Below are 20429 nucleotides of genomic sequence, written 5' to 3' on the forward strand. Positions count from 1 at the left end.
TCCCGCGTCGGGGTAATCCGCGCGGGATTTTGTTATCAACATCCGCACGCGGTTTCGTTGAGCAGGATTCGCCCGAATTCTGCGTCAGCGTCCTCCGGCGTGATGGCGAGCAGGTGATCAAGACGAATTTCTCTCTGCGCGCCTGCCTGTTCAATGACGAAGAACTCTTCCTTGTCGCCGCTCGTTCGGGTAGTCACGGCCCGAGCCGTCAGGCGCTGTCCATCGGTCAACTCGATGTCCAGTTGATACCCGCGCAGGCAGGCGATTTCCAGGTAATCATGCAGGTCGCAATTGAGTGGCTGGTAGCGGTCCATGAGTTACTCCTCAAAGCTTTGAAGGGTCATGATGCAAGAGCCTGTTTCGCTGATTGCCGCGGCGCCTCATGGGTTGGGCATGGGGGATTCGCGGAGTGAAACGCCCGGTGACAGTTGTACGCGATTTGTTTGCCAGCGTGCACTAGGCTTTTGAGTGTCGGTCGGCAAGACCCTGAAGAGAGCCTCGGATCATGGATGATCTGGTCAAAGAAGTCATACCGTTGCTGCAGTATCTGATTCCCGGGTTTCTATCCGCATGGATTTTCTATTCGCTCACGGCGTTCAAGCGGCCTGACACGTTCGGGCAGATTGTGCAGGCGTTGATTTTTACGTTTGTGGTGCAGGGAGCGGTCTGGGCGATTGGTTCTCTGTGTTTGTGGGTGGGTTCGAAAGGCTTTTCCATCGGGCGCTGGGATGCCAAAGCCGAAACGATGTGGGCATTCGTTGTGTCGGTGACGCTTGGACTGCTGTCCTGTTATCTGGCCACCAATGACAAATTGCATGGCTGGTTACGCAGTCGAAATGTGACGAAACAATCTTCCTACCCCAGTGAATGGTTCAGCATTTTTGCCCAGCACCATCGGCTCATTACGCTGCATTTGAACGATGAAAGGCGCGTTTTTGGCTGGCCTGTGGAGTGGCCACCAGAGGCCAGCAATGGCCAGTTCGTGGTGCAAAATCCGTGTTGGCTGGATGCCGACGGGAAGGAGGTGCCTTTTGGCGCCGAGTTTTTGCTGATAGATTCCGGGAAAGTCAAATGGGTCGAATTCGGTCCGAAATAGGAGGTTTCGTCATGACAGCCAGAGCACCGCAACCAATGCCAGAGTGGGTGGCACGTCGTTACACGCCAGATGGCAAGCCTGTTGCGAATGCGCAGCCCAAAGCACCCAGTGGTCCACCACCGCTAAAAAACCAGTAAGCTTTTTACTCGCCCCAACCTAGCGCCACAGCCCGGCGAATCGCTTCCAGCAACATCGCAAACGCCGGGTTGTCATTGTTCTCCCGCCAGATCAGATGCAGCTCGCTCTGCACCCCTTCGCCCAGGTCAATATCGCGAAACACCACGTTCTTGAACACCACGCTGGTCGCGCAACGCGGTACCAGCGCCAGGCCCATGCCGGCGTTGACCAACGCCAGAATCGTCAGTGATGAACCCAGCCACTGCACATAGTCCGGTGCGACCCGCGCCGAGCGCAGCATGCCGGTCAGCAGTTCGTTGAACGGTGGATAGGCGGCGTGGGAGTACATCAGAAACGGTTGTTGATCCAGGTCGCTGACCAGCACTTGAGCCGCCGTCGCCAACGGATGCGCGCTGGGCACCGCCAGCACAAACGGCTCGCGCACCAGGCATTCGGTGGCGTAGCCCGGCTCCAGCAGTGGCGCGCGGGCGATGCCCAGATCAATGCGTCGCGCGCGCAGGGCTTCGTGTTGTTGGTAGGTGTTCATCTCGCTCAGATCGATTTTGACCTGCGGCTGTTTCAGCCGTGCCTCGGCGATTACCTTGGGCAAAAACTCATACACCGCGCTGCCGACGAAGCTGATGTTTACCGAACCAATATCACCCTCGGCAAAGCGCCGCGCAGTGATCGCTGCCTGCTGGGCACGCTCGAGCAAATTCTGCGCTTCGATGAAAAATGCGCGGCCAGCGGCGGTCAGCGCAACGCTGCGGGTGCTGCGGGTGAACAACTCGACGCCGAGGTGGTGTTCGAGCAACTGAATCTGCCGGCTCAGCGGTGGCTGGGTCATGTTCAGCCGTTCGGCGGCGCGGCGAAAATTCAGTTCGGTAGCGACAGTGGTGAAGCAGCGCAGTTGGGTCAGTTCGAACATTGATCTAATCCGGGTATCAATCGAATGCCAAGTTAGATTAGACGGGATCAATACACAGCGTCCATGATCGACCCATCGCTTCACGCCATTCCTAAAACAACAAGATCGGGAGTCGCCCCTTGAAAACCCTGCAGAGTCCAGCGGACGTCACGGTGCTCGCCCGCGCCGCCGCCAAGGTCAAGCGCCACGTGCTACCGCTGTTCGTGGTGATGTTCATCGTCAACTACATCGATCGGGTCAACATCGGCTTCGTCCGCAGCCATCTGGAAACCGATCTGGGTATCGGTGCGGCGGCGTACGGCTTGGGTGCCGGTCTGTTCTTTATCGGCTACGCGTTGTTCGAAGTGCCCTCCAATATGCTGCTGCAGCGATACGGCGCGCGGGTATGGCTGACGCGAATCATGTTCACCTGGGGCGCGGCCGCCATGGCCATGGCGTTCGTGCGCGGTGAAACCAGTTTCTACGTGCTGCGTTTCATTCTCGGCGCGGCGGAGGCGGGGTTCTTTCCGGGGATCATTTATTACTTCACGCAATGGCTGCCAGCCTCCGAACGCGGCAAGACCATGGCGGTGTTTCTCAGCGGCTCGGCGATTGCCTCGGTGATCTCCGGGCCGGTGTCCGGTGCGTTGTTGCACATCAGTGGCCTGGGTCTGCACGGCTGGCAGTGGATGTTTCTGATCGAGGGCGCGGCGTCAGTGGTGCTGTGCGCATTCGTCTGGTTCTGGCTGCAATCGCATCCGCGTCAGGCCAAGTGGCTGAGCGACGACGAGCGTGAAGCGCTGGTCGCGGCGATTGCCGAAGAGCAGCGTGCCCGCGAAGCAGTGCAGGTCAGCAAGCCGTCAATGTTCAAGCTGCTGGCGGATCGGCAGATCGCGCTGTTCTGCTTCATCTACTTTTCCATCGCCCTGACGATTTACGGCGCGACGTTCTGGCTGCCGAGCATGATCAAGAAAATGGGCAATCTCGGCGACTTCCAGGTCGGCTTGCTCAATTCGATTCCGTGGATCATTTCGATTGTCGCCATGTACGGTTTCGCCGCGATGGCCGGCAAATGGAAATTCCAGCAGGCATGGGTCGCCCTGACTTTGGTGATCGCCGCCATTGGCATGTTCATGTCGACTATCGGCGGCCCGGTCTTCGCGTTCGTTGCCATCTGCTTCGCGGCGATTGGCTTCAAAGCCGCCTCGGCGCTGTTCTGGCCGATTCCACAAAGTTATCTCGATGCGCGCATCGCGGCGGCGGTGATCGCGCTGATCAACTCCATCGGCAATCTCGGCGGTTTCGTCGCGCCGACCGCGTTCGGCATTCTTGAGCAAACCACCGGTTCGATCGAGGGCGGTCTGTATGGCCTGGCGGCGACTTCGCTGATTGCTGCGGTGGTGATTTTCTTTGCCCGCACGGCGCCGGGCGCCAAAGGCCAAACCCCAGCAAAGCCCGCTGACGAAACCGCCGTCGTCGCGCCGGCCCGCCCGGCTGCGAGCCACTGAATCGATTGTTGATCTGTCAGGAGCATCATCTTGAAAATCACCCGCGTCACGGTTACTCCGATTGCCTTTCGTGATCCGCCGCTGCTCAACGCCAGTGGCATCCACGAACCCTATGCCCTGCGCTCGATCATCGAAATCGAAAGCGACAACGGCTACATCGGCCTGGGCGAAAGTTACGGCGACGCGCCGGCGCTGGCGATCCAGCAACAAGTGCAGGCGCAACTGATCGGTGTCGACCCGTTCAACCTCAACCAGTTGCGTGCGATCGTGCAGGCGACGGTGGCGGCGCACAAACCGGCCAGTCTGGCCGGGGCCGAACTGGCACCGGGCTCCCACGCCAGCAAAGCGGTGAGCAACGCCTATTCGGCGTTCGAAGTGGCGTTTCTCGATCTGCAGGCGCATTACCTGAACGTGCCGCTGGTGGACCTGCTCGGCGGTGCAATTCGCGATGAGGTGCCGTTCAGTGCCTACCTGTTTTTCAAATACGCGCAGCACGTCGATTCGCCATACAAGCCCGATAACTGGGGCGAAGCGCTCAGCGAACAACAAATCGTCGCGCAAGCGGCGCGGATGATCGAGGCGTACGGGTTCAAGAGCATCAAGCTCAAGGCCGGTACGCTGCCGCCGGAGCACGAAGTGGCCTGCATCAAGGCGCTGAAAAAAGCCTTTCCCGGCTACCCGCTGCGCATCGACCCGAATGGCAACTGGTCACTGCAAACCTCGATTCGCATGGCTGAATTGCTCGGTGATGATCTGCAATATTACGAAGACCCGACGCCGGGCCTCGACGGTATGGCGGAACTGCATAAACGTACCGGCCTGCCGCTGGCGACCAATATGGTGGTCACCGATTTCGACGAGTTTCGCCGCAGCGTGGCGCAGAACAGCGTGCAGATCGTGCTCGCCGATCATCATTATTGGGGAGGCCTGCGCGACACCCAGACCCTGGCGAAAATGTGCGAGGTGTTCGGCCTCGGTGTGTCGATGCATTCCAACTCGCACTTGGGCATCAGCCTGATGGCCATGGCGCATGTCGCAGCGGCCGTGCCGAATCTGGATTACGCCTGCGACACTCATTACCCGTGGCAGGAGCCGGACGAGGAGGTGATCAAGGGCGGCAAGCTGCCGATTGTCGATGGCTGCGTGAAGATCAGTCGCGCGCCGGGGCTCGGGCTGGAGCTGGATCATGAGCAGTTGGGCAAGCTGCATGATCAATACCTGACCTGCGGAATTCGCCAGCGCGACGATGTGCGGCAGATGCAGCGGTACAAGCCGGACTGGAGGGCGGTCAAGCCGAGGTTCTGAGGCGTCTGTGGCGACGCCATCGCGAGCAGGCTCACTCCTACAGGGGAACGCGTTGCAAATGTAGGAGTGAGCCTGCTCGCGATTGGCGTCCTCAGTCACAACGTTTTTATCAGCCAGTCCCGAAACGCCGTCAGCGACGGCAGCTTCTCATTGCGCGGTGGATACACCAGATAATAACTACGCCGGCTGGTGATCGGCTCGCCCAGTTGCAGTAGCTCGCCATTCGCCAACTCATCCTCGACCAGAATCCGCGGCACCAGCCCCACACCGATATTCGCCCGCACCGCTTGAATCAGGTGTGAGGTCATTTCAAAGCTCGGCCCGATACGCATGCTGCGGTGGGGCAAGCCGCGGTGGCTGAACCATTCCGCCCACGCCTGAGCATTACTGCTGACATTAAGCAGCAGTTGCCCGGCGATGTGCCGTTCGGCGTCGTCGCGCTCGGCGGCGGACAGTTGCGCGCTGGCAATCACCACCAGTTCTTCGGTGTGCAGGGGCAGGGCGGTCAGTCCCGGCCAGTCGCCACCACCGACGCAGATCGCCGCGTCGATTTCGCTGGTATCGAAGTCGATCGCTTCGATACGCGAATGCAAATGCACGGTCATGCCGGGATGTGCGGTGTAGAAATCCTTGAGGCGCGGCAGCAGCCATTTCGAGCCGAAGGTCGGCAGGGTCGCCAGGCGCAGGCTGTGGATGCCTGAACCGAATGCCATCGCCTGCAGCGTCGCGCTGCGTATCTGCCCGAGTGCTTCGGCCAGCTCGCGTTGATACAGGCGCCCGACATCGGTCAGCACCACTTGCCGGCCTTCGCGAGTAAACAGGCGCATGCCGAGCATCTTTTCCAGAATCTGCACCTGACGGCTGACCGCACTTTGCGTCAGCGACAGTTCGTGGGCGGCGCGGGTGTAGCTTTCGTGACGGGCGGCAGCCTCGAAAGCCAGCAATAACGACATGGACGGCGTAAGCGTGCGCGGATTCATTCGCAAAAGTCATCAATAACGGGCCGAATTTACGGTTGTCCCTGAGTTGTTCAGCAATGAACATGGGCACCCTGAGATGGCGGAGCCTGACGCAATCATTCGTTGCGTACAACTGTTCACCGCCACACGGCCCGATTTTGACCGAGATACCCTGACCGATGATTGCCCAGCTGTCGCCCGCAAGCACCCTTACTGCCGATTATCAGGCGTTCCTCAACGCCCTCAGGGCCAGCGGCTTTCGCGGTGAGATCAGCGCCGATTACGCCAGCCGCGTGGTACTGGCCACCGATAACTCGATCTATCAGCGCCTGCCACAAGCGGCGGTATTCCCCATGGACGCCGAAGATGTCGCGCGGGTGGCGAAGCTGATCGCCGAGCCCGCCCATCAGCAAGTGGTGATCACGCCCCGCGGCGGCGGCACCGGTACCAATGGCCAGTCGCTGACCGATGGCATCGTCGTCGACCTGTCGCGACACATGAACCGCATTCTCGAAATCAACGTCGAGCAGCGCTGGGTGCGGGTGCAGGCCGGGGTGGTCAAGGACCAGCTCAACGCCGCACTGAAATCCGCCGGGCTGTTCTTCGCCCCGGAACTGTCGACGTCCAACCGCGCCACCGTCGGCGGCATGATCAACACCGATGCCAGCGGCCAGGGCAGTTGCACCTACGGCAAGACCCGCGACCATGTGCTGGAACTTGACATGATTCTGCGTGGCGGCGAGCGTTTGCACGCTCAGGTGCTGGACGAAAACGAGCTGCAAGCGCTGTGCACGCGTGACGATCGGGTCGGTGAAGTCTATCGCTGTGCACGGCAGATCATCGATGAGCAGGGCGAACTGATCAAACAGCGCTTCCCCGATCTCAACCGCTGCCTGACCGGTTACGACCTCGCGCACCTGCGTGAGGCGGACGGCCGTTTCAATCTCAACAGCGTGTTGTGCGGCGCTGAAGGTTCGCTCGGGTTTGTCGTCGAGGCGCGGCTGAATGTGCTGCCGATTCCCCAGCACACGATGCTGGTGAATATCCGCTACGCCGGTTTCATGGACGCGCTGCGCGATGCGCGCTCATTGATGGCGCTCAAGCCGCTGTCGATCGAAACCGTGGACTCGAAAGTGTTGCTGCTGGCCATGCAGGACATCGTCTGGCACGGCGTCGCCGAGTATTTCCCGGCCAGCGCCGAGCGGCCGACGTTGGGCATCAACCTGGTCGAATTCTGTGGTGACGATCCGGATGAATTGCACGCTCGCGTCGCTGCGTTTGTCGAGCACCTGAGCACAGACCGCACCGTCGAGCGCTTGGGCCATACGCTAGCGATCGGGCACGCGGCGGTTAACAAGGTCTATGGCATGCGCAAGCGCGCGGTCGGCCTGCTCGGCAACGTCGCCGGCGAAGCGCGGCCGCAACCGTTTGTTGAGGACACCGCGGTGCCGCCGCAGCACTTGGCCGAGTACATCGCCGAACTGCGCGATCTGCTCGACAGCCACGGTTTGCAGTACGGCATGTTCGGCCATGTTGATGCCGGCGTGCTGCACGTGCGGCCGATTCTCGACATGAAAGACTCGCAGCAAGCGGCGCTGGTGCGCCCGGTCTCCGATGGCGTTGCGGCGCTCACTCAACGATACGGCGGGCTGCTCTGGGGCGAGCACGGCAAAGGCCTGCGCTCGGAATACGCGCCGGCGTTTTTCGGTGAGTTGTACCCGGCGCTGCAAGCGCTGAAGGCCGCGTTCGACCCGTTCAATCAGTTCAACCCCGGCAAGATCGCCACGCCGGCCAACACCGACGCGGCATTGCTGAAAATCGATGAAGTGACCCTGCGCGGCGAACTCGATCGACAGATCGACGAAAAGGTCTGGCAGGACTACGGCGCGGCGATGCATTGCAACGGCAACGGCGCCTGCTACAACTTCGATCCCGATGACGCCATGTGCCCGTCGTGGAAAGCCACCCGCGAGCGTGCGCAGTCGCCCAAGGGCCGCGCCTCGTTGATCCGCGAGTGGCTGCGCTTGCAGGGCGAGGCGGGTGTCGACGTGCTGTCCGGGGCGATTCGCCGACCGGCGTTTTTTACGACCTTATGGCAGCGCTGGCGCAACACGCGGGCGCAGTCGGCGGACTTTTCCCACGAGGTCTATGACGCCATGGCCGGTTGCCTGGCGTGTAAATCCTGCGCGGGGCAATGCCCGGTGAAGGTCAACGTGCCGGATTTTCGCTCGCGTTTTCTGGAGCTGTATCACACACGGTATCTGCGTCCGGCGCGGGATTATCTGATCGCTTCGCTGGAATACAGCATTCCGTACATGGCGCGCATTCCGGCGCTGTACAACGGCTTGATGGGTGCGACGTGGGTGCGCGGAGTGCTCGAGCGAGTCGGTGGCATGGTCGATGTGCCGTTGCTCAGCCGTTTCGATTTTCACGCCGCGATGCGCCGCTGGCAGGTGCAGCCGGCAACCGTTGCGGCGCTGTCGGCGCTGACACCGGCGCAGCGTGAACGCAGCGTGGTGATCGTTCAGGACGCCTTTACCCGTTATTTCGAAGCGCCGTTGCTGGCGGATCTGGTCGAGTTGATCTCGCGCCTTGGTTATCAGGTTTATCTGGCGCCGTTCAGCGCCAACGGCAAACCGTTGCATGTGCAGGGCTTCCTCGCGGCATTCAATCGCGCGGCGCTGCGCAATGCGCGGCAGTTGCGTGAGCTGGCGGACGTCGGCGTGCCGTTGCTGGGTCTCGACCCGGCCATGACGCTGGTGTATCGCCAGGAATACCTCAAGGTTCCCGGTCTGCAAGACTGCCCAGAGGTTCAACTGGTACAGGAGTGGTTGCTCAAGGTGATGCCCGAGCAGGCGCCGCCGCACAGCGAAGCAAAATTCCGTCTGCTCGCCCATTGCACCGAGAAAACCAATGCGCCCGCCGCGACGCGGCAATGGGAGCAGGTGTTCGAGCGTGCCGGATTGAAACTGACAACCCAGGCCACCGGCTGCTGCGGCATGTCCGGCACTTACGGCCACGAGGCGCGCAATCGCCAGACCTCGGCGCTGATCTACGAGCAGTCCTGGGCGCGTCAGGTGGATGCATCGGCGGAGCAGGGCGAAGCGCTGGCGACCGGTTATTCGTGCCGCAGCCAGGTCAAGCGCCAGTCGGATCAGGCGTTGCGTCATCCGTTACAGGTGCTGCTGGCGGCTCAGCGTCGCTGACGCTGTCGCCGGTGTCCTTGTCCCAGATCAGCCGCGGATCGAAGCTCATTGCCGCAAGCATGGTGAACACCACGACCAGGCCGAAAAACAGGATGCCTGGTCGTGGCTCGATGTCGCCCAGCGTCTGGAATTTCACCAGCGCGGCGACCAGCGCCACCACCAGCACGTCGAGCATCGACCAATAGCCGATCAGCTCGACGAAGCGGTACAGCTTCGAGCGCTCCTTGCGTGCCCAGGCGCTGTCGCGCTGCACGGTGATCAGCAGCAAGGTCAGGGCGACGAACTTGATCCCCGGCACGGCGATACTGGCGATGAAAATGATCAGGGCAATGTCCCAGGCACCGGCTTCCCAGAACTCCAGCACGCCGCTCATGATCGTGCTGTCGGCGCCGCTGCCGAGCATCAGCGTGTTCATCACCGGCAGCAGATTGGCCGGCACGTAGAACGCCAGCGCGGCGAGCATGTACGCCCAGGTACGCGTCAGCGAATTGGTCTTGCGGCGGTGCAGTGGCGCATCGCAGCGCGGGCAATAATGCGGTTCGTCGCGCATGTCGCAGGCCAGGCCGCAGCTGTGACACAGGCACAGGTTGAGCTCGGCGGCGGTCGGTGGACGTTTCATAAAATATCCCAGAGTTCACGGATGTCGCGCCCGGCAATGCGGATCATCATCAGGCTCAGCGCCGCCAGGGCGAACAGGCCGATGCCCGGCAGTACATCGAGCAGCCCGGCGAGTTTGAACACCGCGACCATCGCCCCCAGCAGACACACTTCAAGCATGCTCCACGGGCGCAGGGTTTCCAGCCAGCGCATCGACAGCTTGAAGCCCGGCGCCCGTCGCGACGCCAGGGCAAAACCCAGCACCCAGATCAGCAGCACCAGTTGAAAGGCCGGGGCGATGATGATCGCGATCGCCGCGACCATGGCGATGAAGGTGATTGGCCCCTGACTCAGCGCCAGCACCGAATCCCACAGCGTGGCGCTGTTTTTCAGGCCTTTGAGGCTGATGCTCATCACCGGGTAGAAATTGGCGAACAGCCACAGCATCGCCGCGGTGAAGGTCAGGGCCAGACGCTGTTCGATGGTCAGGCCGTTGTAGCGCTGCAACACGCCGCCGCAGCGCACGCAGAGGGTTTTCTGGTGTTTGGCGAGGACGACTTTTTGATAAACGCAGTCGCAGTGCTCGCAGATGATCAGGTGTTCGGTGTTGACCATGGACCACGCTCGGCAATTGGCCGCAAGGGCAGGGGAGACTTGATCACTATAGAAGTCTGAGGCGATTGGGCAAATGCAGCGGGGCACAGGATCGAGAATTGCTGAGAATCACTCTCGATCGGGTTTGGATGTTGCGTTTTTGATGTTATAAGGTAACGCAGTTTTCAGGCGGCCAGTCGCTCCCGCCTGGTGTCTTTCCTTCGAGTGTGAAATATCCATGACGATTGCGCTGTCCCGTTCTGCTCCGGTTACGTCCGGCCGACTGTTGTCCATCGATGCGCTGAGGGGGCTGGTGATCCTGTTCATGCTGCTCGACCACGTGCGTGAAACCTTCCTGCTGCACCGTCAGGTCGGCGATCCGATGGACATTGCCAGTACTGAGCCGGCGCTGTTTTTCAGTCGCACCCTGGCGCACCTGTGCGCCCCGGTGTTCGTGCTGTTGACCGGGTTGTCGGCGTGGCTGTTCGGGGAGAAATATGCCGGCAAGGCTGATGTCAGCGCGTTTCTGTTCAAACGCGGGTTGTTTCTGGTGGTGCTGGAATTCACCTTGGTCAACTTTGCCTGGACGTTCCAGCTGCCGCCGAGTGTGATTTATCTGCAAGTGATCTGGGCCATCGGCCTGAGCATGATCGCCTTGTCGGTACTGGTCTGGTTGCCGCGCGCGCTATTGCTGACGTTGAGCGTGCTGATCATCGCCGGACACAACCTGCTCGACGGCGTGCATTTCCCACTGGAATCGGCGCTGCATGTGCCATGGGCGATCCTGCATGATCGCGGCTGGATCGATGTCAGCGACAGCTTGCGTCTGCGCACCTCCTATCCGCTGTTGCCGTGGATCGGTGTGATCGGTCTGGGCTACGCCTTGGGGCCGTGGTTTGCTCGCGGCGTCGACGCCGTTGTGCGCCAACGGCGCCTGCTGATCGCCGGTAGCGCAGGGCTGCTTGGCTTTGTCGCGCTGCGGATGCTCAACGGTTACGGGGAAAAGCCGTGGGCCGTAGGCGACACGCTGGTGCAGACGTTGATGAGCTTTTTCAACATCACCAAGTACCCGCCGTCACTGCTGTTTATTGCGTTGACGGTGAGTATCGGCTTGTTGCTGCTATTGGCGTTCGAACGCGTGCAGGAGCGGCGCTGGATCCGCTGGCTGACCGTGTTCGGTTCGGCACCGATGTTTTTCTATCTGCTGCACTTGTACGTGTTGAAAGTGCTGTACCTGATTGGCGTAGCGCTGTTCGGGCTGAATCAGGGCAGCTATTTTGGCTTTTCGTCGGTGGCGGCAATCTGGCTGGCCGCAATCATTCTGGCAATTGCACTGTTCCCGGCCGTGCGCTGGTTCTCCGCGTTGAAGGCCCGGCGTCGGGATCTGACCTGGTTGAAATATTTGTAAGCACTGACCGCCGCCATCGCCAGCAAGGTTTCGCGTTGTACTCGGAATAGAGCTGAAACGCAGGACCTGTAGGAGTGAGCCTGCTCGCGATAGCGGTTTACCAGTCAAAATTGATTCGACTGACCTGCCGCCATCGCCAGCAGGCTGGCTCCCACAGTGTTTTGTGTTGTGCCCGCAAAGAGCTGAAACGCATTACCTGTAGGAGTGAGCCTGCTCGCGATAGCGGTTCACCAGTCAAAATTGATTCGACTGACCTGCCGCCATCGCCAGCAGGCTGGCTCCCACAGTGTTTTGTGTTGTGCCCGCAGTAGAGCTGAAACGCATTACCTGTAGGAGTGAGCCTGCTCGCGATAGCGGTTCACCAGTCAAAATTGATTCGACTGACCTGCCGCCATCGCCAGCAGGCTGGCTCCCACAGTGTTTTGTGTTGTGCCCGCAGTAGAGCTGAAACGCATTACCTGTAGGAGTGAGCCTGCTCGCGATAGCGGTTCACCAGTCAAAATTGATTCGACTGACCTGCCGCCATCGCCAGCAGGCTGGCTCCCACAGTGTTTTGTGTTGTGCCCGCAATAGAGCTGAAACGCATTACCTGTAGGAGTGAGCCTGCTCGCGATAGCGGTTCACCAGTCAAAATTGATTCGACTGACCTGCCGCCATCGCCAGCAGGCTGGCTCCCACAGTGTTTTGTGTTGTGCCCGCAATAGAGCTGAAACGCAGGACCTGTAGGAGTGAGCCTGCTCGCGATAGCGGTTTACCAGTCGAAATTGATTCGACTGACCGCCGCCATCGCCAGCAGGCTGGCTCCCACAGGATTATTTTCGATCCAGCCACACAGTCTGCGCGTTGCAGAATTCGCGGACGCCGAAGTGTGAAAGCTCGCGGCCGAAACCGCTTTTCTTCACGCCGCCGAAGGTCACACGAGGGTCGCTGGCGGAGTAGCCGTTGATGAACACACCGCCGGTGTCCAGTTCGCTGGTCAGTTGCTGGGCCAGTGGCACGTTGGCGGTGTAGATCGTCGCGGTCAGGCCGAATTCGCTGTCGTTGGCCAGCGCTACGGCGTGGGCGCAGTCGCGGGCGGTGATGATCGAGGCGACCGGACCGAACAGTTCCTGTCTGAACGAGGTCATGCGGTCGGTGACGTCCGCCAGCACGGTAGGCTCGAAATAGTTGCCCGGGCCTGCCGCTTTGCCGCCGCCAAGCAGCAGCGTCGCGCCTTCTTCGAGGGTGTCGCGTACTTGCTGGTCGAGTTCATCACGCAGATCGAAACGTGCCATCGGACCGATGTAAGTGTCGGTAGCCAGTGGATCGCCGACCTTCAACTGACGCGTGGCTTCGACGAATTTGCGGGTGAATTCTTCAACCACGCCTTCCTCGATGATCAGTCGCTTGGCCGCTGCACAGACTTGACCGGAGTTCTGGTAGCGACCGATGACGGCAGCTTGCACGGCTTCATCGATGTCGGCGTCATTGAGCACGATGAACGGGTCGGAGCCGCCCAGTTCCAGCACGCATTTTTTCAGGGCAGCACCGGCCTGAGCACCGATGGCCATACCGGCGCGAACGCTGCCGGTCAGGGTAACCGCAGCAATGCGCGGGTCGGCGATGGCGGTCGATACGCCTTCTGGCGTCACGTTGATTACTTCAAACACGCCATCGGCGAAACCGGCGCGGGTGAACGCGTCGCGCAGCAGGTAAGCGCTGCCCATCACGTTCGGCGCATGCTTGAGCACGTAGGTGTTGCCAGCAATCAGCGCCGGCACGGCGCCGCGCAGCACTTGCCAGATCGGGAAGTTCCACGGCATCACCGCCAGGATCGGCCCGAGCGGACGGTATTCGATGCGCGCCTTGCCACCTTCGACCTGAGTCGGTTCGGCATCGAGCATGGCCGGGCCGTGTTCGGCGTACCACTCGCAGAGTTTGGCGCACTTTTCGATTTCGCCACGGGCCTGGGCGATCGGTTTGCCCATTTCCAGAGTGATCATGGTCGCCATGGCGTCAGCGGTGTCGCGCAGCGAGCCGGCGAGGGCGGTCAACAAGCGTGAGCGGTCCTGCAACGGCTTGCGCTTCCACTTGCCGAAGCCGTAGGCAGCGCGGTTCAGCGCAGCATCGAGGTCGGCAGCGGATTCAAAGGCGTAGTGGCCGATCTGCTCACCGGTGGCTGGGTTGATCGAAATGGCGTGGGTCTGGCTGGAAATCTGGCTCATGGCGTCGTCCTGCGTGTTCAGTGGATGGGCCTAGAGTAAGGTGGCGTTTGTTTTCTGGAAACTGAATAATAAAGATCGTTTCTTTCACGATTGGAGAATGCCTGTGGACCTGGTGCAGCTGGAAATCTTCAAAGCCGTGGCTGAGCACGGCAGCATCAGCGCCGCCGCCGCGCAGATCCATCGCGTGCCGTCGAACCTGACCACGCGCATCAAGCAATTGGAGCAGGATCTCGGCGTGGATCTGTTTATCCGTGAGAAAAGCCGTTTGCGCCTGTCACCGGCCGGATGGAGTTTTCTTGAGTACGCGCGGCGGATTCTCGATCTGGTGCAGGAGGCGCGGGCAACAGTGGCGGGTGAAGAACCGCAGGGTGCGTTTCCCCTGGGCTCGCTGGAGAGTACGGCGGCGGTGCGCATACCCGAACTGCTGGCGGCGTATAACCAGTTGCACCCGAAAGTCGATCTGGACCTGTCGACCGGACCATCGGGGACCATGATCGACGGCGTACTGTCCGGGCGCCTCGCGGCGGCGTTCGTCGATGGTCCGGTGCTGCACCCGACCCTGGAAGGCGTGCCGGCTTTTGAGGAAGAAATGGTCATCATCGCGCCGCTCAATCACGTGCCGGTGCAGCGTGCGGCGGATGTGAACGGCGAAAACATCTACGCCTTCCGTTCCAACTGCTCCTACCGGCATCACTTCGAAAAATGGTTCAGCACCGATGCCGCCGTGCCGGGCAAGATCTTCGAAATGGAGTCCTACCACGGCATGCTCGCCTGTGTCAGTGCCGGCGCCGGGTTGGCGCTGATGCCGCGCAAAATGCTGCAAAGCATGCCCGGCAGCGCGACCGTCAGCGTCTGGCCATTGACCGCGGATTTTCGTTACCTGACGACGTGGCTGGTCTGGCGTCGCGGCACGGTGTCGCGCAGCTTGAGCATGTTCGTGCGCTTGCTCGAAGAGCGTGGGGTGGTGCCGGCAGATGCCTGACCGCGGCTGCAACTCAGCCGCGGGCCAGGGTGTGCTTATTGCGACTCGAGGCTGGCGATCAACGCGCCGGTGTCGGTAATGACATGGGCGAAGGTCGGGCCGTTGAGCTCGTGGGCCGCGTGCATCATATCTTCTTTGAACGCGGCGGTCGCATCGCGGACCAGCGTGACGTGGTAGCCGAGTTCCGCGGCATAGCGGGCGGTGGCTTCGATGCAGGTATTGGCCAGCAGACCGACGATGATGACGTGGGTAATGCCTTCCTGCTTCAGGCGAAAATCCAGGTCGGTGTTGGCAAAACCGCTGGAGCCCCAATGCTCCTGAACGATAATGTCGCCGTCCTGCGGGGCAAAATCCGGATGCCATTCACCACCCCATTCGCCGCGAGCGAAATGATGCATGTGCATGATCTTGCACTGCGTCGGCGTGGGATGAGCCCAGCGTTCGTAATCGCCTTTTTCCCAACGATGATGCGGTACGATCACCACCGGAATGCGCAGGCTACGCACCGCACGGTCGAGTTTGCGCAGGTTGTCGAGCAGGCCGTTCTGCTCGGCCATGGGTTTGATCAGCGGGAAAACCTTGCCACCCTCGGAGAGGAAATCGTTGTACGGGTCGACCAAGAGATAGGCGGTGCGGTCCAGCGGGTAGAGAGGGTCAGACATGGCGGCTTGCTCCGGCAAAAGGAAAGAGCGGTGCGCAGGGCTTGTCCCGGCATCGTGTTGATATGATAATCATAGTAACTGTAAAAGAGGCAAGCCCCGATGGCTGAAAACCATAGCGCACCCGACACGCAGTGCCCGATTTCACGTGCCGAAAACATTGTCGGCGACCGCTGGACCGTGCTGGTTCTGCGCGAGTTGTTCATGGCCAACCATCGCTACGACGAGATCCAGGCGCAGACCGGCGGCACCCCACAGATGGTTGCTACGCGGCTCAAGTGCCTGGAGGCGGACGGACTGGTCGAGCGGCGGTTGTACAACGAACGGCCGAAACGCTACGAATATCACCTCACCACGAAGGGCGAAGCGTTCTACCCAGTGATCCTGGCCTTGCGGGCCTGGGGCGAAACCTGGTGCAAAGCCCCCGAGGAAGGGCTGGCAGTGGTCTTCACCCACAAACCCTGCAACCACCCCGCAGGCCTCGGGCCGGTGTGCGCGCATTGCGGCGAACCATTGCGTCGAGAAGATCTGATCAGCCAGCCGCAAACGGCTTACGTCGCCGAACGCCAGGCGCGGCGGGAGGCGTTCAAAAACAAATAGTCATGTAAACAACGTCCTTTTCAGGCGCGAGACTGTTTGTTAAGCCGGAGGGTCAGTCACCGTTGGGATATCCGACCCGTTGCTATCGCCAGCAGGCTGGCTCCCACAGTTTGGATTGGTTGGACCAGCAAAGAGAATGCTTGGCTGACGCGCTGCCATCGCTTGAGGGCAGAATCAAAAGCCCCTCACCCTAGCCCTCCCGAAACGTCGGACCGCCCGTAGGGAGAGGGGACTGATCGCGGTGATTGGAAGGCATACGCCAACATGCGATACCGAGTCGAATGCAATATTCGAAACCAACCAAGATCGGCTCCCTCTCCCTCGGGAGAGGGCTGGGCGGGCGGCGTTCCGATGAGGGGCGAATCCACTGAAGATTTCAAGCCATGCGACGCTTCTCACCACTCAACAATGAGCGCCAGCTCGAGTGCTCTTGATCTTGCCTAACCGGCGACATCGGAAGGCTGAGTGGAGGGATCGATCCGGGCGTGGGAGCGCAGCGACCGTACGACGAAGTCGTACACAGCGGAAGTAGGTGCAGCGCAGCAAACCGTAGCCGCTGCGCCCGGATCGGTCCCGCAGCGAAGGGACCCGAGCCTGCGAGGGCCGTACGTAGGAGCAAAGCCTTTTGGTTCCTTTTTGGCGTTTGAAAAAGGGACTCGCCGTAAGGGCGAAACCGCCAGCCACAGCACCCGCAGCAACGGATATGTCCCCAAACCAAAAAAAATTCACCGCCTGAAAGAAAGCCATCGCCAGCAGGCTGGCTCCTACAGATTCAAGAGCATCGCGGCCAGATTCAAAGGCTCACGGCGTACCATTACGCCCATACAACCGATACCCCTCACGCAAACTCAACCGCTCGTAATAAGCGCTGACCGCAGGGAAATCAGGATGCGCCAGCGGCGTTTCGAACCAGCGATTCACCGACAGCCCAATCGGAATGTCCGCCAGAGAAAACGCCTCCCCGCTGACGTAACCCCCGGTCTTCTGCAACTGGCGATCAAGAATCTCCATGTTCCGCGCCCAGTCCCGACAACCCGCGGCCAGCGCAGCGCTGTCCTGGTAATCCGGGGACTTGCGCACCAGCGCCATCAGCGGATACGACCACGACCGGTTCAGCTCCGAAGCCTGCCAATCGATCCACTGATCGACCTGTGCTCGCGCCCGCGCTTCAACGGGATAAAGCGCCGCGCCGCCATAACGCGTCACCAGATAACGAATGATCGTATTCGATTCCCACAGGGTGAAATCATCGTCCTGAATCACCGGCACCATTGCGCACGGATTGAGCGCGAGAAACTCCGGGGTCTGCGTCGACTGAAACCCCGATCCCCAGTCTTCGCGCTCGAACGGAATGCCCAATTCGGCACACGTCCACAGCACCTTGCGCACATTGATCGATGAAGCCTTTCCGAGTATCCGCAACATGGATTGTCCTTCCCGAGAGTCGACACAAGCCAATAAATAGCACAGCAGAAAAAAGAAGGCCCGCACTCGGGCGGGCTCTTCTCGTTCATGCCGATTGATCAGCGCTGCAGGAACGCCAGCAAATCTTCATTCAACGCCTGCGCATGGGTCACGGCAAAACCGTGCGGCGCACCGGCATAGACTTTCAGCTCGGCGCCTTTGATCTGCGCAGCAGCTTGTTTGCCGGTGGTCTCGAACGGCACGATCTGGTCACCGTCACCATGGATCACCAGCGTCGGCACATCGACCTTGGCCATGTCCGGGCGGAAGTCGGTTTCCGAGAACGCGGTGACGCAATCCACGGTACCTTTCAAGGACGCCATCAGCGCGATGTTCAGGGTCTGCGTGAGCACGCCGTCGGAAACCGTCTGGCCTTGATTGGTGCCGTAGAATGGCGCGGCAAAATCGGCGATGAACTGCGCGCGGTCCTTCAGCAGACCAGCCTTGATTCCGTCGAATACCGACTTGTCGACGCCTTGGGCGAAGTCGGGCTTCTTGCCGAACAGCGGCGTGACCGCACCCAACAACACCAGGCCAGCCACACGCTCGCTGCCGTGGCGGGCAATGTAGCGGCTGACGTCACCGCCACCCATGGAGAAACCGACCAGGGTCACGTCGCGCAGGTCCAGATGGTTGATCAGACCGGCGATGTCATCGGCGAAAGTGTCGTAGTCATAACCGGTCCACGGCTGATCCGAGCGGCCAAACCCGCGACGGTCAAAAGCGATGGTGCGGTAGCCGCGGCTGCTCAGGTATTCCATCTGGTATTCCCACATGTCGCCGTCCAGTGGCCAGCCGTGGCTGAACAGCACGGGTTTGCCGCTGCCCCAGTCCTTGTAATAGATCTCGGTGCCGTCTTGGGTCTTGAAGGTGCTCATGAAAACTCCTTGTGATCGTGTGTGGGTAAGACTGAATGCCGAATGGGCAGCGTGCACTATCTGCGCAAGCGCGGTTTCACACTTGTACGCAGGTGCTGGTTTCTCCCGCGCAACAGCGCCTCGAGTCGACCAATGGTAGAACATAAGTTTGACGTCAAAATGATGGCCATCTAATATCGCGCCACTATTTTGATGTCACTTTCGTCTCGAGGGATCGAACATGTCCTCACCCGCCCTCGTGGCGCGGTTGTGCGTAGCGTTGCTGTGCCTTTCTCCGCTTCATTTCGCCGTTGCTGCACCCACTCCCGGTGAAACCGACCTTATCCGCGACCGCCAGAATCGCCTGCTCGAAGAGCAGCAGCGCCGTCTCGAAGAACTCAAGGATTTGCCCGGCAAAGACGCCAGGCCAGCGCAACCGGCAACTCCCACCGATAGCCGTTGTTTCCTGATCAAGGACATCGAACTCAAAGGCGCAGACAGCCTGAGCGAGGGCGAAAAGAGTCTTCTACTCAAGCCTTACATCGGTGCATGCCTCGGTGTGCCCCAGCTCAATGAGCTGCTCAAAGTCATCACCGATCACTACATCGAGAAGGGGCTGGTCACCAGTCGCGCCTATCTGCCGCAACAGGACCTGTCCAGCGGGCATCTGCAAGTGCTGGTGGTCGAAGGCCGGCTCGAAGGCATGAAGGGCGCCGACAACAGTCGGCTCTCGGATCGTGAACTGGCCATGGCCTTTCCCGGCAAGACCGGTGAACTGGTCAACCTGCGCGAGATCGAGCAAATGGTCGATCAGCTCAATCGTCTGCCGTCCAATCAGGCAAAAATGGAGCTGGCCCCCGGGCAGAATGTCGGTGGCAGTGAAGTACGCGTGACCAACACGCCGCAGAAGCCATGGCGCGCCGGGCTGTCGCGCAGCAACGACGGTCAGCGCAGCACCGGCGAACAACAGTGGGGCACATCCTTCGATTGGGACAGCCCGCTTGGCCTGGCCGATCAGTTGAGCCTGCGCGGCGGCCACGATGCGATGACTGACCATCAGCACACCTCCAACAACGCCATGCTCAATTACAACCTGCCGTGGGGCTGGTGGACGTTCAGCTACACCTACAGCCAGAGCGAATACCGTTCGCAGATCGCCGCCAACGGCTACAACTTCAAGCAGACCGGCGACAGCGAAAACCATCAGCTGCGCGCCGAGCGGGTAATCCATCGCGACTCGGTCAGCAAGACCTCCCTCAGCGCCGGCCTGTCGTACCTGCGCACCAACAACTTCATTGAAGACAGCAAACTCAAACTGAGCAGCAACCGCATCAGCGAAGCGCAGTTCGGCTTCAACCACGGTCGCCGTGTCGGCAGTGCCTTCGTCAACTTTGACGCCGGCATGCAGGAAGGCATCGGCGCCTTCGATGCGCAGGGCAGTCACGATCCCGGTCCCGGCGAGCCTAATGCACGCTACCGCAAATACAGCGCAACCCTGAGCTACTTGCAGCCGTTCAAGCTGTGGGGCGAGTCGTTCAGCTTCAGCAGCCTCATGACCGGCCAGCGCAGCGAAGACGTGCTGTTCAGTTCGCAACGCACCAGTCTCGGCGGATCGTCATCGATCCGTGGCTACAAGGACCAGTCGCTGTCCGGCGACAGCGGTGGTTACTGGCGCAACGATCTGCGCTGGAGCCGGCCGGTGAACGCCGCCTGGCTGCAACCGGTGTTCGCCGAGTACGGCGCCAGCCTCGGTTACGACCAGGGTGTGATCGCCAACGATCGCTACAACGGCGATCAGCACGGGCGCATGTCTAGCAACTCGCTGGAGCTGTTCGCCCGCGGCCAGCACGTCGCCGCCAGCGTGACCTTCGCCCATTCCCTGGAACGACCGGATGCGCTGCCCGAGCGCGAAGCACCGATCTATTTCCGCCTCGACTTTTTCATCTGATAACGACTTTTTAGAGAA

17 protein-coding genes are annotated in these 20429 nt (G+C 60.6%); 8 read left to right on the top strand and 9 right to left on the bottom strand.

The window, feature by feature from the left end; translation table 11 throughout:
- Positions 1-35: 35 nt before the first annotated feature.
- Positions 36-314, bottom strand: coding sequence for a Rho-binding antiterminator (locus J3P93_RS11205; protein WP_434597385.1), 279 nt, complete (start codon positions 312-314; stop codon positions 36-38).
- 191 nt (positions 315-505) lie between these two features.
- On the opposite strand from J3P93_RS11205, the gene J3P93_RS11210 reads away from it, so the two are divergent.
- On the top strand, positions 506-1096 hold the full coding sequence (locus J3P93_RS11210) for a DUF6338 family protein (protein ID WP_434597387.1): 591 nt from the start codon (positions 506-508) through the stop codon (positions 1094-1096).
- 142 nt (positions 1097-1238) lie between these two features.
- Here J3P93_RS11210 and J3P93_RS11215 read toward each other — a convergent pair whose 3' ends face one another.
- A complete protein-coding gene (locus J3P93_RS11215; RefSeq protein ID WP_434597388.1) occupies positions 1239-2141 on the bottom strand; it encodes a LysR substrate-binding domain-containing protein in 903 nt (300 codons plus the stop codon).
- Positions 2142-2260: 119 nt separating this feature from the next.
- On the opposite strand from J3P93_RS11215, the gene J3P93_RS11220 reads away from it, so the two are divergent.
- Positions 2261-3628 carry an MFS transporter gene (locus tag J3P93_RS11220; RefSeq protein ID WP_434597390.1) on the top strand — a complete coding sequence of 456 codons (1368 nt, stop codon included), beginning with the start codon at positions 2261-2263 and terminating at the stop codon, positions 3626-3628.
- 30 nt (positions 3629-3658) lie between these two features.
- On the top strand, positions 3659-4933 hold the full coding sequence (locus tag J3P93_RS11225) for a glucarate dehydratase family protein (RefSeq protein WP_434597393.1): 1275 nt from the start codon (positions 3659-3661) through the stop codon (positions 4931-4933).
- A gap of 95 nt (positions 4934-5028) precedes the next feature.
- On the opposite strand, the gene J3P93_RS11230 is transcribed toward J3P93_RS11225, so the two are convergent.
- A complete protein-coding gene (locus J3P93_RS11230) occupies positions 5029-5913 on the bottom strand; it encodes a LysR substrate-binding domain-containing protein (protein ID WP_434597395.1) in 885 nt (294 codons plus the stop codon).
- 158 nt (positions 5914-6071) lie between these two features.
- Between J3P93_RS11230 and ydiJ the strand changes: the two genes are divergently transcribed.
- Complete coding sequence (gene ydiJ, locus J3P93_RS11235; protein WP_434597398.1) at positions 6072-9098, top strand: D-2-hydroxyglutarate dehydrogenase YdiJ; 3027 nt, start codon at positions 6072-6074, stop codon at positions 9096-9098.
- Here the strand turns inward: ydiJ and J3P93_RS11240 are convergent.
- Both J3P93_RS11240 and J3P93_RS11245 read right to left on the bottom strand, forming a co-directional pair.
- Positions 9031-9717 carry a paraquat-inducible protein A gene (locus tag J3P93_RS11240; RefSeq protein WP_434597400.1) on the bottom strand — a complete coding sequence of 229 codons (687 nt, stop codon included), beginning with the start codon at positions 9715-9717 and terminating at the stop codon, positions 9031-9033. The genes ydiJ and J3P93_RS11240 overlap by 68 nt on opposite strands.
- Positions 9714-10310, bottom strand: a complete 597-nt coding sequence (locus J3P93_RS11245) for a paraquat-inducible protein A (protein WP_434597401.1) — start codon at positions 10308-10310, stop codon at positions 9714-9716. The genes J3P93_RS11240 and J3P93_RS11245 overlap by 4 nt, the downstream gene beginning before the upstream one ends.
- A gap of 217 nt (positions 10311-10527) precedes the next feature.
- Between J3P93_RS11245 and J3P93_RS11250 the strand changes: the two genes are divergently transcribed.
- Positions 10528-11697, top strand: a complete 1170-nt coding sequence (locus J3P93_RS11250) for a DUF1624 domain-containing protein (protein ID WP_434597404.1) — start codon at positions 10528-10530, stop codon at positions 11695-11697.
- 812 nt (positions 11698-12509) lie between these two features.
- On the opposite strand, the gene J3P93_RS11255 is transcribed toward J3P93_RS11250, so the two are convergent.
- Positions 12510-13901: an aldehyde dehydrogenase family protein gene (locus J3P93_RS11255; protein WP_434597405.1), complete on the bottom strand. Its 1392-nt coding sequence runs from the start codon at positions 13899-13901 to the stop codon at positions 12510-12512.
- 103 nt (positions 13902-14004) lie between these two features.
- Here J3P93_RS11255 and ptrR point away from each other — a divergent pair, with 103 nt between their 5' ends.
- The gene (gene ptrR / locus J3P93_RS11260) at positions 14005-14883 is read left to right on the top strand and encodes a putrescine utilization regulator PtrR (protein WP_434598339.1); all 879 of its coding nucleotides are present in this window, start codon (positions 14005-14007) and stop codon (positions 14881-14883) included.
- Positions 14884-14918: 35 nt separating this feature from the next.
- Here the strand turns inward: ptrR and J3P93_RS11265 are convergent, their stop codons facing one another.
- Positions 14919-15545: an isochorismatase family cysteine hydrolase gene (locus tag J3P93_RS11265; RefSeq protein ID WP_434597407.1), complete on the bottom strand. Its 627-nt coding sequence runs from the start codon at positions 15543-15545 to the stop codon at positions 14919-14921.
- Positions 15546-15644: 99 nt separating this feature from the next.
- On the opposite strand from J3P93_RS11265, the gene J3P93_RS11270 reads away from it, so the two are divergent.
- On the top strand, positions 15645-16142 hold the full coding sequence (locus tag J3P93_RS11270; RefSeq protein WP_434597409.1) for a winged helix-turn-helix transcriptional regulator: 498 nt from the start codon (positions 15645-15647) through the stop codon (positions 16140-16142).
- Between the two features lie 801 nt (positions 16143-16943).
- Here the strand turns inward: J3P93_RS11270 and J3P93_RS11275 are convergent.
- Both J3P93_RS11275 and J3P93_RS11280 read right to left on the bottom strand, forming a co-directional pair.
- Complete coding sequence (locus J3P93_RS11275; RefSeq protein WP_434597411.1) at positions 16944-17567, bottom strand: glutathione S-transferase family protein; 624 nt, start codon at positions 17565-17567, stop codon at positions 16944-16946.
- A gap of 98 nt (positions 17568-17665) precedes the next feature.
- Entirely contained in the window at positions 17666-18484 is an 819-nt protein-coding gene (locus tag J3P93_RS11280) for an alpha/beta fold hydrolase (RefSeq protein WP_332763466.1), read from the bottom strand.
- 220 nt (positions 18485-18704) lie between these two features.
- Between J3P93_RS11280 and J3P93_RS11285 the strand changes: the two genes are divergently transcribed.
- Positions 18705-20411 carry a ShlB/FhaC/HecB family hemolysin secretion/activation protein gene (locus J3P93_RS11285; RefSeq protein WP_434597414.1) on the top strand — a complete coding sequence of 569 codons (1707 nt, stop codon included), beginning with the start codon at positions 18705-18707 and terminating at the stop codon, positions 20409-20411.
- Positions 20412-20429 lie beyond the last annotated feature (18 nt).

Source organism: Pseudomonas sp. R3-57 (assembly GCF_051132065.1).
Classification (GTDB): Bacteria; Pseudomonadota; Gammaproteobacteria; order Pseudomonadales; family Pseudomonadaceae; genus Aquipseudomonas.